10 protein-coding genes and 1 pseudogene are annotated in these 15338 nt (G+C 62.6%); all 11 read left to right on the forward strand.

Annotated features, from left to right (window positions below):
* Positions 1 to 78: 78 nt before the first annotated feature.
* On the forward strand, positions 79 to 1602 hold the full coding sequence (gene hutH / locus AC07SU_RS03080) for a histidine ammonia-lyase (protein WP_494996170.1): 1524 nt from the start codon (positions 79 to 81) through the stop codon (positions 1600 to 1602).
* A gap of 114 nt (positions 1603 to 1716) precedes the next feature.
* Complete coding sequence (hutH, locus tag AC07SU_RS03085) at positions 1717 to 3255, forward strand: histidine ammonia-lyase (protein WP_494996171.1); 1539 nt, start codon at positions 1717 to 1719, stop codon at positions 3253 to 3255.
* A gap of 142 nt (positions 3256 to 3397) precedes the next feature.
* Complete coding sequence (locus AC07SU_RS03090; RefSeq protein WP_176997261.1) at positions 3398 to 4807, forward strand: amino acid permease; 1410 nt, start codon at positions 3398 to 3400, stop codon at positions 4805 to 4807.
* A gap of 15 nt (positions 4808 to 4822) precedes the next feature.
* Positions 4823 to 6028: an imidazolonepropionase gene (gene hutI / locus AC07SU_RS03095; protein WP_494996172.1), complete on the forward strand. Its 1206-nt coding sequence runs from the start codon at positions 4823 to 4825 to the stop codon at positions 6026 to 6028.
* 12 nt (positions 6029 to 6040) lie between these two features.
* Entirely contained in the window at positions 6041 to 6841 is an 801-nt protein-coding gene (gene hutG, locus AC07SU_RS03100; protein WP_494996173.1) for an N-formylglutamate deformylase, read from the forward strand.
* A gap of 228 nt (positions 6842 to 7069) precedes the next feature.
* Complete coding sequence (choX, locus tag AC07SU_RS03105) at positions 7070 to 8005, forward strand: choline ABC transporter substrate-binding protein (protein ID WP_494996174.1); 936 nt, start codon at positions 7070 to 7072, stop codon at positions 8003 to 8005.
* A 137-nt stretch (positions 8006 to 8142) separates the two neighbouring features.
* Complete coding sequence (locus AC07SU_RS03110) at positions 8143 to 9078, forward strand: alpha/beta hydrolase (RefSeq protein ID WP_494996175.1); 936 nt, start codon at positions 8143 to 8145, stop codon at positions 9076 to 9078.
* Positions 9079 to 9181: 103 nt separating this feature from the next.
* Positions 9182 to 10153, forward strand: a complete 972-nt coding sequence (pip, locus tag AC07SU_RS03115) for a prolyl aminopeptidase (protein ID WP_176997256.1) — start codon at positions 9182 to 9184, stop codon at positions 10151 to 10153.
* Complete coding sequence (gene dtd, locus AC07SU_RS03120; RefSeq protein ID WP_078740275.1) at positions 10150 to 10587, forward strand: D-aminoacyl-tRNA deacylase; 438 nt, start codon at positions 10150 to 10152, stop codon at positions 10585 to 10587. Before pip ends, dtd begins: the two co-directional genes overlap by 4 nt.
* Positions 10588 to 10911: 324 nt before the next feature.
* Positions 10912 to 12600 (forward strand): glucan biosynthesis protein G, encoded by a 1689-nt coding sequence (locus AC07SU_RS03125; RefSeq protein WP_218172715.1) that lies wholly within the window; start codon positions 10912 to 10914, stop codon positions 12598 to 12600.
* A pseudogene (gene mdoH, locus AC07SU_RS03130) lies at positions 12593 to 15165 on the forward strand (glucans biosynthesis glucosyltransferase MdoH); the annotation flags it as partial. The gene AC07SU_RS03125 and the pseudogene mdoH, both read left to right, overlap by 8 nt.
* Positions 15166 to 15338: the final 173 nt, after the last annotated feature.

Genomic DNA, 15338 nt, shown 5'->3' on the forward strand with positions numbered 1-15338 from the left:
GCGCAATCCCCCTGTAGGAGCCCGGCTTGCCGGCGATAGGGCCGGCAAAGCTGCACAAGAATTCAAGAAGGTATAAAGATGTCCCAGCCAACAAAAATCACCATCGCGGATACGCCATTGCGCTGGCAGGACGTGGTCGCCGTCGCCCGTCACGGCGCCGTCCTCGAACTCTCGGGCCAGGCCTGGGCACGCATCGATAATGCACAAGCCATCGTGCAACGCATCGTCACCAGTGGCGAACGCGCCTACGGCGTGAACACCGGCCTGGGCGCGCTGTGCAATGTGTCGCTCAAGGGCGAGCAGCTCAGCCAACTGTCGCGCAATACGCTGCTGAGCCACGCCTGCGGCGTCGGCCCGGTGCTCAGCGACGAGCAGACCCGCGCGATCATCTGCGCCGCCATCATCAACTACAGCCACGGTAAATCCGGCCTGCACCCGCAGGTGGTGCATTCGCTGCTGGCGCTGCTCAACCACGGCATCACGCCGCAAGTGCCATCCCAGGGTTCGGTGGGTTACCTGACCCACATGGCCCATGTCGGCGTGGCCTTGCTGGGCGTCGGCAATGTGAGCTACCGAGGCAAGATTGTTCCGGCGCAAGAGGCATTAAGCGCAGAAGGGTTGCAACCGGTGGTGCTCGGCGCCAAAGACGGCTTGTGCCTGGTCAACGGTACCCCGTGCATGACCGGCCTGAGCTGCCTGGCCCTGGCCGATGCTCACCATTTGCTGCAATGGGCCGACGTGATCGGCGCCATGAGTTTCGAGGCCCAGCGCGGGCAGATCGACGCCTTCGATGAAGAAATCATTGCGCTCAAGCCACACCCTGGCATGCAGCAAGTGGGCATCAACCTGCGCGCCTTGCTCGACGGCAGCGAAGTGATCGCCAGCAGCAAAGGCATCCGCACCCAGGACGCCTTGAGCATCCGTTCGATCCCGCAGATTCACGGCGCCGCGCGTGATCAAGTGGAGCACGCCACCCGCCAGGTCGAGACCGAACTCAACAGCGCCACCGACAACCCGCTGGTGCTCGGCACGCCGGACAACTACCGCGTGGTGTCCCAGGCCAACCCTCACGGGCAGTCCGTAGCGCTGGCCGCCGACATGCTCGCCATCGCCATGGCCGAGATCGGCTCCGTGGCCGAGCGCCGCCTGGACCGCCTGATCAACCCGCACGTCAGCGGCTTGCCGGCGTTCCTGGTGAGCAACCCCGGGGTCAACTCCGGGATGATGATCGTGCAGTACGTCGCCGCCTCCCTGTGCGGGCAAAACCGCCAGCTGGCGCAACCGGCCGTGCTCGATAACTTTGTCACCTCGGGCCTGCAGGAAGATCACCTGAGCATGGGCACCAATGCCGCGCTCAAGCTGCACCAGGTGTTGGCCAACGTGACGCAGATCCTCGCCATCGAGTACCTGCTGGCGGCCCAGGCGTTCGAGTTCCTGAAGGACCAGCGTTTCGGCGCCGGCACTGACAGCGCCTGGCGCTTGCTGCGTGAAGGGGTGCCAGCGTATGAGCAGGACCGTTGGCTTGCGCCGGACATCGCCACCGCCGCCGCCTTGCTCAGGGACGCCGCGTTGCTGCAGCGCACCTTGCCGAATTTGCACTGACGTTTTTCCAACAATAACCAGCGTGCCAAGCCGCGAGTCGCTCTAAAAGAGGGCCGCGGCGGATAACGGAAGCATCCGGAGCGACTGGTAGTTAACAACACTCTCAAAAGGAGCATGAATGTGACTGCGCTAAACCTGATTCCAGGCCAACTGAGCCTCGCCCAACTGCGGGCCATCTACCAGCAGCCGGTAACCCTCAGTCTGGATGACAGCGCCACGGCGCAGATCGACGCCAGTGTGGCCTGCGTGGAGCAGATTCTCGCCGAGAACCGCACCGCCTACGGCATCAACACCGGTTTCGGCCTGCTGGCCTCGACCCGCATCGCCAGCGAAGACCTGGAAAACCTCCAGCGTTCCCTGGTGCTGTCCCACGCCGCCGGCGTCGGTGAGCCGATCAGCGATGCGCTGGTGCGGCTGGTCATGGTGCTCAAGGTCAACAGCCTCAGCCGTGGGTTCTCCGGGATTCGCCGCCAGGTAATCGACGCGCTGATCGCGCTGATCAATGCCGAGGTGTACCCGCATATACCTCTGAAAGGTTCGGTCGGTGCCTCCGGCGACCTGGCGCCCTTGGCGCACATGTCCCTGGTGCTGCTGGGCGAAGGCAAGGCGCGCCACAAAGGCGAATGGCTGGAAGCCACCGAAGCGCTGAAAGTCGCCGGCCTCACGCCGCTGACCCTCGCCGCCAAAGAAGGCCTGGCGCTGCTCAATGGCACCCAGGTGTCCACCGCTTACGCACTGCGCGGGTTGTTCGAAGGCGAAGACCTGTTCGCTGGCGCCCTGGCGTGCGGCGCGCTCACCGTGGAAGCGGTGCTGGGTTCGCGCTCGCCGTTCGACGCACGCATTCATGCTGCGCGTGGTCAGCGTGGGCAGATCGATGCAGCGGCCGCCTATCGCGACCTGCTCGGCGACAGCAGCCAGGTGTCGCAGTCGCACCAGAACTGCGACAAGGTGCAAGACCCGTACTCCCTGCGTTGCCAGCCACAAGTCATGGGCGCGTGCCTGACCCAGTTCCGCCAGGCCGCTGAAGTGCTGGTGGTCGAAGCCAACGCCGTGTCGGATAACCCGCTGGTGTTTGCCGCCGAAGGCGACGTGATCTCCGGTGGTAACTTCCACGCCGAACCCGTGGCCATGGCCGCGGACAACATGGCCCTGGCCATCGCCGAAATCGGTTCCCTGAGCGAGCGCCGTATCTCGCTGATGATGGACAAGCACATGTCGCAACTGCCGCCGTTTTTGGTGGGCAATGGCGGGGTGAACTCCGGCTTCATGATCGCCCAGGTGACCGCCGCCGCGCTCGCCAGCGAGAACAAGGCTCTGGCCCACCCGCACAGCGTGGACAGCCTGCCGACGTCGGCCAACCAGGAAGACCACGTGTCGATGGCCCCGGCCGCAGGCAAGCGCCTGTGGGAAATGGCTGAAAACACCCGTGGCGTGTTGGCTGTCGAGTGGCTGGCCGCGTGCCAGGGCCTGGACCTGCGTGACGGCCTCAAGACCTCGGCCAAGCTTGAGAAAGCGCGCGGCATCCTGCGCGACAAAGTGGCGTTCTATGAGAAGGACCGTTTCTTCGCCCCGGACATCAACGCCGCCAGCGAACTGCTCGCCAGCCGCTGCCTGAATGAACTGGTGCCGGCCAAGCTGCTGCCAAGTTTGTAAGAGCGACACCTCCCTCTGTAGGAGCCGGCTTGCCGGCGATAGCGGTCTATCTGATACGCCGCTATCGCTGGCAAGCCAGCTCCTACAGGGATTAGGCGCAAGATTTGGATTTTCTCGGGATAAAAATAACTAGGGAAGAGAAATGCTCCAGCAAGAAAAGGGTTTGAAACGCGGGCTAAGTGCCCGACATATTCGCTTCATGGCACTCGGTTCCGCGATCGGCACCGGGCTGTTCTACGGCTCCGCCTCCGCCATCCAGATGGCTGGCCCGGCCGTGCTGCTCGCCTACCTGATCGGTGGCGCCGCGGTGTTCATGGTGATGCGCGCCCTCGGCGAGATGGCCGTGCACAACCCGGTGGCTGGCTCCTTCGGCCAGTACGCCAGCACCTACCTGGGCCCCATGGCCGGCTTCATCCTCGGCTGGACCTACGCGTTCGAGATGATCATCGTCTGCCTGGCTGACGTCACCGCGTTCGGCATCTACATGGGCTTCTGGTTTCCCGAAGTCGCGCGTTGGGTCTGGGTGCTCGGCATCGTGTTTTTGATCGGCGGCCTGAACCTGTGCAACGTCAAAGTGTTTGGCGAAATGGAGTTCTGGCTGTCGCTGCTCAAGGTCGGCGCCATCGTCGCGATGATCCTTGGCGGTTTCGGCATCATGCTGTTCGGCATCCACTCGGCGGGTGAAACCCAGGCCAGTGGCCTCAGCAACCTGTGGGCCCACGGTGGCTTCATGCCTAACGGCGTCGGCGGCCTGATCGCCTCGTTCGCGGTGGTGATGTTTGCCTTTGGTGGCATCGAGATCATCGGTATCACCGCCGGCGAGGCCAAAGACCCGCAACGTGTGATCCCCAAGGCGATCAACGCCGTGCCGCTGCGCATCCTGTTGTTCTACGTGCTGACCTTGTTCGTGCTGATGGCCATCTACCCATGGCCGCAGATCGGCAGCCAGGGCAGCCCGTTCGTGCAGATCTTCAGCAACCTGGGGATTGGCTCGGCGGCGACCATCCTCAATATCGTGGTGATCTCGGCGGCCGTGTCGGCCATCAACAGCGACATCTTCGGCGCCGGCCGCATGATGTATGGCCTGGCCCAACAAGGGCAGGCACCCAAGGGGTTTGCGCAGCTGTCCAAACAGGGCGTGCCGTGGATGACCGTAGTGGTCATGGGCGCAGCGCTGCTGGGCGGCGTGGTGCTCAACTACCTGATCCCGGAAAACGTGTTCCTGCTGATCGCCTCGATTGCCACCTTCGCCACCGTGTGGGTGTGGTTGATGATCCTGTTCACCCAGGTCGCCATGCGCCGCTCCATGACAGAGGAGCAGGTCGCCGAGCTGAAATTCCCGGTGCCGTTCTGGCCCTATGCGCCGGCCGCCGCCATCGTGTTCATGCTGTTCGTGTTTGGTGTGCTGGGTTACTTCCCGGACACCCAGGCTGCCTTGCTGGTCGGCGCCGTATGGATCGTGCTGCTGGTCGTGGCCTACCTGCTGTGGGTCAAGCCTGCGGCCGGGCAAGCGGCCAAGGTCCATCACGACCCGGCTTTGTCTCATCGTTAATCTAGGGAGGCGTTGATGAAAACGCTTTGGCAACACTGCCACGTCGCAACCATGGCCCAGGGCAAGTACTCGATTATCGAGGATGCCGCCATGGTCACCGCCGGTTCGCTCATCGAGTGGATCGGCCCCCGCAGCCAAGTGCCCACGGCGGATTACGTCCAGGTGCATGACCTGCAAGGCGCGTGGGTCACCCCCGGGCTGATCGACTGCCACACCCACACGGTGTTCGGTGGCAATCGCAGTGGCGAGTTCGAGCAACGCCTCGAAGGCGTCAGCTACGCCGAGATCGCAGCCAAGGGTGGCGGCATTGCCAGCACTGTACGCGCAACCCGCGCCGCGACCGAGGATGAACTGTTTGCCAGCGCGGAGAAACGCCTGCGCAGCCTGCTGCGTGACGGCGTGACCACGGTGGAGATCAAGTCCGGCTACGGCCTGGACCTGGTCAACGAACGCAAGATGCTGCGCGTAGCCCGTCGCCTGGGTGAAGCGCTGCCGGTCAGCGTGCGTGCCACGTGCCTGGCGGCCCATGCGTTGCCACCGGAGTACAAGGACCGCGCTGACGACTACATCGACCACATCTGCACCGAGATGCTGCCCGCCCTGGCGGCGGAAGGGCTGGTGGATGCGGTGGATGCGTTCTGCGAATACCTGGCGTTTTCCACCGAGCAGGTGGAGCGTGTATTCAAGGTGGCCCAGCAGTTGGGCCTGCCGGTGAAGCTGCACGCCGAGCAACTGTCGTCGCTGCACGGCTCCAGCCTGGCGGCGCGTTACCACGCGCTGTCGGCGGATCATCTGGAGTTCATGACTGAAGAAGATGCCATCGCCATGGCCGCATCCGGCACCGTCGCGGTCCTGTTGCCGGGCGCTTTCTACTTCCTGCGCGAAACCCAATTGCCGCCGATGGACGCCCTGCGCAAGCACGCTGTGAAAATCGCCATCGCCAGCGACCTCAACCCCGGCACCTCGCCGGCGTTGTCAGTGCGCTTGATGCTGAACATGGCCTGCACCCTGTTCCGCATGACCCCGGAAGAAGCCTTGGCCGGCGCCACCACTCATGCGGCGACCGCGCTGGGTATGGGCGATACCCATGGTTCCCTGGAAGTGGGCAAGGTGGCCGATTTTGTCGCCTGGCAGATTGATCGCCCCGCTGACCTGGCCTACTGGCTGGGTGGCGAGCTGGATAAACGCGTCGTGCGCCATGGCGTCGACGTCACTGTATGAAGGAGTGCTGCTGTGGATAAGGTTCTGACGTTCAAAAAAGGCCGCGTGCCGCTGCTGATCAGCATGCCCCACGCCGGTCTGCGCCTCACGCCTGCGGTCGAAGCCGGGTTGATCCCCGAGGCCCAAAGCCTGCCTGACACCGACTGGCACATCCCTGTGCTGTACGACTTCGCCGAAGCACTGGGCGCCAGCACCCTGGCGGCGGAGTATTCGCGCTTCGTGATCGACCTGAACCGGCCGTCGGACGACAAACCGCTCTATGCCGGTGCCACCACCGGGCTTTACCCGGCGACCCTGTTCGATGGTGTGCCATTGTTCCTTGAGGGGCAGGTACCGTCCGAAGAAGAGCGCGTGACCTACCTGCAAAAGATCTGGGGCCCGTACCACCGCACGCTGCAGGAAGAACTTGCCCGGCTCAAGGCCGAGTTCGGCTACGCCTTGCTGTTTGATGCGCACTCGATCCGCTCGGTGATCCCGCACCTGTTCGATGGCAAGTTGCCGGACTTCAACCTCGGCACCTTCAACGGCGCCGCGTGCGACCCGGAACTGGCCAGCCAGTTGGAAGGCATCTGCGCCCAGCACGCGCAGTACACCCATGTGCTCAATGGGCGTTTCAAGGGTGGGCATATCACTCGCCACTACGGCGACCCGGCGCAGGATATTCATGCGGTGCAGTTGGAGTTGTGCCAGAGCACGTATATGGAAGAGGTTGAGCCGTTCCGGTATCGGCCGGACCTGGCGGAGCCGACGCAGGTGGTGTTGAAGCAGTTGCTGGAAGGGTTGTTGGCCTGGGGGCAGAAGCGTTACGGCTGATATCGCCATCGCAGGCAAGCCAGCTCCCACATTTGACCGAGTTTCAATATGAGAATGGGGTCAAAAATGTGGGAGCTGGCTTGCCTGCGATGAGGCCTTCACGGTCGCCTCTGTGCAACTGCCGGTCGCCACAGGTCGTGTTTATCGAGATCCCGCTGGGTAAGGTTGTGGATACGGCGCACCAGACGCCACTCCCCACAATAAAAGCTGCCGAGTGAGACCTCATCCATGAAAAGACTGTTGTTGACCCTCACCTGCGCCGCGCTGATCAGCGCCAACGCCCTGGCTGCCGAGCCGGCCTCCTGCAAAAGCATTCGCATGGGCGTGGTCAGCTGGACTGACGTGATCGCCACCTCCGGCATGGCCGACGTGCTGCTCAATGGCCTGGGCTACGACAGCAAGCAGACCAGCGCGGTGCAGCAGATCATCTTTGCCGGCATTCGCGACAAGCGCCTGGATATCTTCCTCGGCTACTGGAAACCGGCGATGGACAACAACATCGCGCCGTTCCTGGCCGCCAAGCAGGTCAAGGTCTTCGACAAACCCAGCCTGGCCGATGCCCAGGCCACCCTGGCTGTGCCTCAGTACGTCGCCGACGCAGGCCTGAAGACCTTCGCGGACATCGCCCGTTTCACGGACAAACTGGGCGGCAAGATCTACGGTATCGAGCCCGGCAGCGGCGCCAACACCGATATCCAGAAGATGATCGACACCAACCACTTCGGCCTCGGCGGCTTCAAGCTGGTAGCTTCCGGTGAGGCGGGCATGCTGGCAGCGGTGCAGCGTGCGGTGAACCGCAAGGAGTTCGTGGTGTTTGTTGGCTGGACCCCGCACCCGATGAACATCAACATGAAAATGACCTACCTCACCGGCAGTGAAGACGTGTTCGGCGCCGATGAAGGTCGCGCCACCGTGTCCACCGTCACCGCGCCGGATTTTGCCGAGCGTTGCCCGAACGCCAACCGTCTGCTGGAAAACCTCACCTTCACCGCCGCCCAGGAAAGCCAGTTGATGGTGCCGATCATGGAGCGCCAATCGCCGCAGGATGTGGCCAAGCAATGGTTGCGTGATCATCCCGAGGATTTGCAGCGTTGGCTGGCCGGCGTTCAAGCGTTTGATGGCGGTGATGGCGCGGCGGCGGTACGGGCCAGCCTGAAACCCTGAACCCCACACCGGACAACCTGTAGGAGCTGGCTTGCCAGCGATGGCGGTCTATCAGGCAATGATTAGTTGCCTGGCACACAGCTATCGCCGGCAAGCCGGCTCCTACATTTGACCTCAATGGTCAGGGAGACTGATGCATGGCCCAATACCCCGTTTCTTCGCAGATGCGTGCCTTCATCGCCAAAACCGAATCCTTCACCAGCGACGACTCATCCTTGGCCGGTTTGCGCCAGAACTATGACCGCATGTGCCGCGCATTCACCCCGCCACGGCCGGAAGACCTGCTTATCGAAGACTTCTGCCTCGGCGGTGTCGGCGTACGCAGCTACCAGCCTGAGGCACCCGCACCTGCCGAAGGCTGGCCCTGCCTCCTTTATATGCACGGCGGCGGCTGGGCCGTCGGCGGCCTGGATTCCCACGATTTCATCTGCTTCGAGCTGGCGACGGCCCTGCACGTACTGGTGATCGCCATCGATTACCGGCTGGCGCCTGAACATCCGTTTCCGGCCGCCTACGAGGATTGCCGGGCCGTGTGGCAAGCGATCCAGGCAGGGGAGGCGCCATGCCGCATTAACCTGCAGCGCCTGGCAGTGATGGGTGACAGTGCCGGCGGCAACCTGGCGGCGGCGTTGTGCCTGGGCTTGCGCGATGACGGCCAGCCGCTGCCCTGCGCCCAAGTGCTGATTTATCCAGGATTAGGCGGCCCGGCTGATTTGCAGTCGCGCCGTGATTGCAGGGATGCGCCCCTGCTCAGCAGCGCCGACACCGAGTCTTACCTGGCGCTTTACCTGCAGGGGACCGGTCAGCCCACGCCCTACGCCATGCCACTGCTGGCCAAGGATTTCGGCGGGCTGCCCAAGGCGTTGATCGCCGTGGCCCAGTTCGACCCGTTGCGCGATGACGGCATGCTGTATGCCGAGCGTTTGCAAGGGGCAGGGGGGCAGGCGGTGTTGTATCCCGGCAAGGGATTGGTCCACGGCTGCCTGCGCGCGCGCGGGCAGGTGCCGGAAGTGGATCAGCTCTACGACTACTTGTTGTATTACCTGAGGAGCGAAGGGCTGACACAGGTCTAAGTGCTCAAGGACATGCTCATTGCACAATTCGGGTTTATAGTGCCAGACGGCAAAATAATAGACGTCCCCCCAGGGATGAACCCGACACCCTACGGAGCGCGCAATGCAGACTTGGTACCCGCAGATCAAACCCTACGCCCGGCACGATCTGGCCGTCGATGACATCCACACCCTGTACGTCGATGAAAGTGGCTCCCCCGAAGGCTTGCCCGTCGTATTCATCCATGGTGGCCCTGGCTCCGGTTGCGACGCCAACAGCCGCTGCTATTTCGACCCGAACCTTTACCACATCGTCACCTTTGACCAGCGTGGCTGCGGGCGCTCCACCCCCCGCGCCAACCTGGAAAACAACACCACCTGGGACCTGGTCGCCGACATGGAGCGCATCCGCGAGCACCTGGGCATCGACAAATGGGTGCTGTTTGGCGGTTCCTGGGGCTCGACCCTGGCCCTGGCCTACGCGCAAACCCACCCGGAGCGCGTGCTCGGCCTGATCGTGCGCGGCATTTTCCTCGCCCGGCCCCAAGACATTGAGTGGTTCTACCAGACCGGTGCCAGCCGCATGTTCCCGGACTACTGGCAGGACTACCTGGCGCCGATCCCGCAGGATGAGCGGCACGACCTGCTCGGCGCCTACCACAAGCGCCTGATCGGCAACGACCAGATCGCCCAGATGCACGCGGCCAAGGCGTGGTCGACCTGGGAAGGTCGCATGCTGGGCCTGTGCCCGAACCAGGCGCAGGTGGAGCGCTTTGCCGAGCCCCAGCGTGCGCTGTCCATCGCACGCATCGAGTGCCACTACTTCACCAACAATTCCTTCCTGGAGCCGAACCAGCTGATTCGCGACATGCACAAGATCGCCCATCTGCCTGGCGTCATCATCCACGGGCGCTACGATATGATCTGCGCGCTGGATAACGCCTGGGAATTGCACCAGGCCTGGCCCAACAGTGAGCTGCAGGTGATCCGCGAGGCCGGCCATGCCGCGTCCGAGCCGGGCATCACCGATGCGCTGGTGCGCGCCACCGGCGAAATGGCACGGCGCCTGCTTGATCTGCCGCCAGAAGAAGCATGAAGGGTTTGTTACAAAGGGTGCGCGGCGCCCGGGTCGAAGTCGCGGGCGAAGTGGTTGGGGCAATCGACCAGGGTTTACTGGTGCTGGTGGCCGTGGAGCCGAGCGATACACCCGAGAGCGCCGACAAACTTCTGCACAAGCTGCTTAACTATCGGGTGTTCAGCGATGACGAGGGCAAGATGAACCTGTCCTTGAAGGACATCGGCGGCGGTTTGCTGCTGGTGTCGCAGTTCACCCTGGCGGCGGATACCAAGAGCGGGCTACGGCCGAGCTTCTCCACGGCGGCCCCTCCGGCCCTGGGAGCAGCGCTTTTTGATCACCTGCTGTTACAAGCGCAACAATTGCATGGCAAGGTGGCGTCGGGGCGTTTTGGCGCTGATATGCAGGTGCATTTGGTCAATGATGGCCCTGTGACCTTCCTCTTGCAGACGTGAATGTATTAAAAACGACTTTTAATGCCTAAAAACGCAGGGTTTCGCTACAAATACTTCGTTGTCCCTGATGCGTTGTTTCGCGGGCTACTAGATAATCGCGCGCTACGGGGATCAGCGTTGTTTGGTCCATTTTTGACTTAGGTAGAGACTTGTCCGACAACCAATGGGGAATCATTTTGCCCCAGGGGAGTCGGAACAATGCTCGCCAACCTGGCATATAGATAGCTGGCCGTTGGTTTTTTGATCTGTTTTCGGCGAGGGTTGCTCGTGATTGTTAGTCCCTGTAATGCACCAAAATTGTCTGCCAAACGGTTACGAAACGCACTGGTGACGGGCTCCGCCCTGTTTTGCCTGTTCGGCGCGGGTCAACTGTGGGCATTCAGTCTGGACGATGTGTCGGCCAAGGCAAAAGAGCTGGCCGGGCAGAAATACGAAGCTCCGCGCAGCAATCTGCCGAACGAATTCCGCGAAATGAAATTCGCTGACTACCAGAAGATTCGTTTCCGCAACGAAAAAGCCGAGTGGGCCGATCAGAACACGCCGTTCAAGCTGTCCTTCTATCACCAGGGCATGCACTTCGACACGCCGGTGAAGATCAACGAAGTCACCGCCGACAGCGTCCAGGAAATCAAGTACGACCCGACTCGCTTCGATTTCGGCGACGTGAAGTTCGATCCTAAAGCCACCGAGCAGCTGGGTTACGCGGGCTTCCGTGTGCTGTACCCGATCAACAAGGCCGACAAGCAAGACGAAATCATGACCATGCTCGGCGCCAGCTACTTCCGCGTCGTGGGCAAGGGCCAATCCTATGGCCTGTCCGCCCGTGGCATGGCGATCGACACTGCATTGCCGTCCGGCGAAGAATTCCCGCGCTTCACCGAGTTCTGGATCGAACGTCCGAAACCAGGTGAGAAACAGCTGGTGATCTTCGCCTTGCTGGATTCGCCACGGGCCACCGGCGCTTATCGCCTGACCCTGCGCCCTGGCACTGACACCATCGTCGACGTCAAATCCCAGATGTACCTGCGCGACAAGGTCAGCAAGCTGGGCGTTGCCCCGTTGACCAGCATGTACCTGTTCGGCGCGAACCAGCCGTCCAAGGTCCTCAACTACCGTCGCGAGCTGCATGACTCCAGCGGCCTGTCGATCCATGCCGGCAACGGCGAGTGGATCTGGCGCCCACTGAACAACCCTAAACACCTGTCGGTCAGCAACTTCAGCGTTGAAAACCCGCGTGGTTTCGGCCTGCTGCAACGTGGCCGCGACTTCAGCCACTATGAAGACCTGGACGACAACTACGACAAGCGCCCAAGCGCCTGGATCGAGCCTGAGGGCGACTGGGGCAAAGGCACCGTCAACCTGGTAGAGATTCCGACCGCCGACGAAACCAACGACAACATCGTTGCGTTCTGGAGCCCGGCCGAGTTGCCGGAAGTCGGCAAGCCGCTGGATGTCAGCTACCGCCTGCACTGGACCATGGACGAAAAATCGCTGCACCCGGCCGACAGCGCCTGGGTCAAGCAGACCCTGCGTTCCACCGGTGACGTGAAGCAATCCAACCTGATCCGCCAGCCTGACGGCAGCGTGGCCTACCTGGTGGACTTCGAGGGCCCGTCCCTCAAGGCCTTGCCATCGGACGCCCCGGTGCGCAGCCAGGTCAGCGTGGGTGAAAACGCCGAAGTCGTTGAAAACAGCGTGCGCTACAACGAGCACACCAAAGGCTGGCGCCTGACCCTGCGCATGAAGATCAAGGACGCCGGCAAGCCGACCGAGATGCGTGCGGCCCTGGTCCAGGACATCGTGAAGCCGGAACCTGAGAAGGTGTCGACCCAAGTGCTCAAGGCCGACAAGGTCCTGGCCAAGCAACACGAGAAACAGGCCAAGAAAGACGCCAAAGATGCAAAAGACAAGGAAGCCAAGCAGCCAGAAGCTGCCCCAGCCACACCGGAGCCGGAAAAGACCGAACAAGTCCTGACCGAGACCTGGAGCTATCAGTTGCCTGCCGATGAGTAATTCTCAAGCCACGCCAGAGACGCTGTCCGAGTACCTGGCGCACCTCCCGATGACCGCTGAGCAGCGCGCCGAACTGGCGGGCTGCACGTCCTTCAGCGAGTTGCATGAACGCCTGTCGTCGTCGACGTTCGACGCCCCGACCGATGCCGCCCAGGCCTCGGTCGGCCGTCGGTTGACCCTCAACACCGCCGAAGAGCTGCAAGACGCTGAAATGCTTGCGCTCGACGCCGGTGGCCGGGTGTGCCTGAAGGCCACGCCGCCGATCCGTCGGACCAAGGTGGTGCCTGAGCCATGGCGCACCAATATCCTGGTGCGCGGCTGGCGCCGGCTGACCGGTCGTACCAACCCGCCCAAACCGCCGAAAGACGAGCGCGTGCTGCCTGCTGCACGCTGGCGCACCGTGGGTTCGATCCGTCGCTACATCCTGCTGATCCTGATGCTCGGCCAGACCATCGTGGCCGGCTGGTACATGAAAGGCATCATGCCGTACCAGGGCTGGTCGCTGGTCGACTTCGACGAAATTCGCAACCAGACCCTGCTGCAAACCGCCACCCAGGTGCTGCCTTACGCCCTGCAAACCAGCATTCTGATCATGTTCGGGATTCTGTTCTGCTGGGTGTCGGCCGGTTTCTGGACCGCGCTGATGGGCTTCCTGGAACTGCTGACCGGTCACGATAAATACCGCATCTCCGGTAAAAGTGCCGGTGACGAGCCGATTCCGAAAGACGCCCGTACCGCGTTGGTGATGCCGATCTGCAACGAAGACGTGCCCCGGGTATTCGCCGGTTTGCGTGCAACCTTCGAATCGGTGGCCGCCACAGGCGACCTGGACCGCTTCGACTTCTTCGTCCTCAGCGACAGTAACGACGCCGATATCTGCATCGCCGAACAGCAAGCCTGGCTCGACGTGTGCCGCGAAGCCGGTGGCTTCGGCAAGATTTTCTATCGCCGCCGTCGCCGCCGTGTGAAGCGCAAGAGCGGCAACCTCGACGACTTCTGCCGTCGTTGGGGCGGTGAATACAAGTACATGGTGGTGCTCGACGCCGACAGCGTGATGAGCGGCGAATGCCTCACCAGCCTGGTGCGCCTGATGGAAGCCACGCCGGATGCCGGGATTATCCAGACCGCGCCGCGTGCGTCGGGCATGGACACCCTGTATGCGCGCATGCAGCAGTTCGCCACCCGTGTGTATGGCCCGCTGTTCACCGCCGGCCTGCACTTCTGGCAGCTGGGCGAATCCCACTACTGGGGTCACAACGCAATCATCCGCATGAAACCGTTCATCGAGCACTGCGCCCTGGCGCCGTTGCCGGGCAAAGGTGCGTTTGCCGGTGCGATCCTTTCCCACGACTTCGTTGAAGCCGCGCTGATGCGCCGTGCCGGCTGGGGCGTGTGGATTGCCTACGACCTGCCGGGCAGCTACGAAGAGCTGCCGCCGAACCTGCTGGACGAACTCAAGCGTGACCGTCGCTGGTGCCACGGCAACTTGATGAACTTCCGCCTGTTCCTGGTAAAAGGCATGCACCCGGTGCACCGCGCGGTGTTCCTGACCGGCGTGATGTCCTACCTGTCGGCACCGTTGTGGTTCTTCTTCCTGGTGTTGTCCACTGCGTTGCTGGCGGTGAACACCCTGATGGAACCGCAGTACTTCATGGCCCCGCGCCAGTTGTACCCGCTGTGGCCACAATGGCATCCGGACAAGGCGGTGGCGCTGTTCTCCACCACCATCGTGCTGCTGTTCCTGCCCAAGTTGCTGAGCATCATTTTGATCTGGGCCAAGGGCGCCAAAGAGTTCGGCGGCAAGTTCAAGGTCACCCTTTCGATGCTGCTGGAGATGCTGTTCTCCATGCTGTTGGCGCCGGTGCGAATGATCTTCCACACCCGTTTCGTACTCGCCGCGTTCCTCGGCTGGGCCGCCACCTGGAACTCGCCGCAGCGTGACGACGACTCCACCCCATGGGGCGAGGCGGTCAAGCGCCACGGCCCACAAACCGTACTGGGCTTCCTCTGGGCCCTGCTGGTGGTGTGGTTGAACCCAAGCTTCCTGTGGTGGCTGATCCCGATCGTCGGTTCGCTGATGCTGTCGATCCCGGTGTCGGTGATTTCCAGCCGGGTCAAGCTGGGCCTCAAGTCCCGCGACGAGAGCCTGTTCCTGATCCCTGAGGAATACAATCCGCCGCAAGCCCTGCTGTCGACCGAGAAATACACCCACGAAAACCGTTGGCATGCGCTCAACGACGGCTTTATTCGTTCGGTGGTCGACCCGCAGCAGAACGCCCTGGCCTGCGCCTTGGCGACTTCGCGTCACCGCGAGGCGGAGCCGATCGAGTACCTGCGCCAGGAGCGTGTTCGCCACGCGTTGAAGGTCGGCCCGGCCGGCCTCAACAACGGTGAACGCCTGGCCTTGCTCAGCGACCCGGTCGCCTTGGCCCGCCTGCACGAGCAGGTCTGGAGCGAAGGGCATGCCGAGTGGCTGGGTGCATGGCGCCAGTCGATCAAGGCTGATCCGCACGCGCCGTTGCTGCCGTTGCAGCCGCAGTCGTCCCAGGCCCAACCGGCCTGATTCAGACGCCCCCGAGGTTCTTCTCGGGGGCGCCTCGAACGCTGGTCCTACAGCGTTTTCCGCCGCTTCCTGTTGGCGCTAACTCCTTGTTATTTCGAAACAAAAGTCCCAGGTGCTGGGCGTATTGCCGTGCCTGTGGCTGGGTTAGGATCGCCCCCGAAATTTGATTCGGTGA

Source organism: Pseudomonas sp. GW821-FHT05H12, assembly GCF_059419385.1.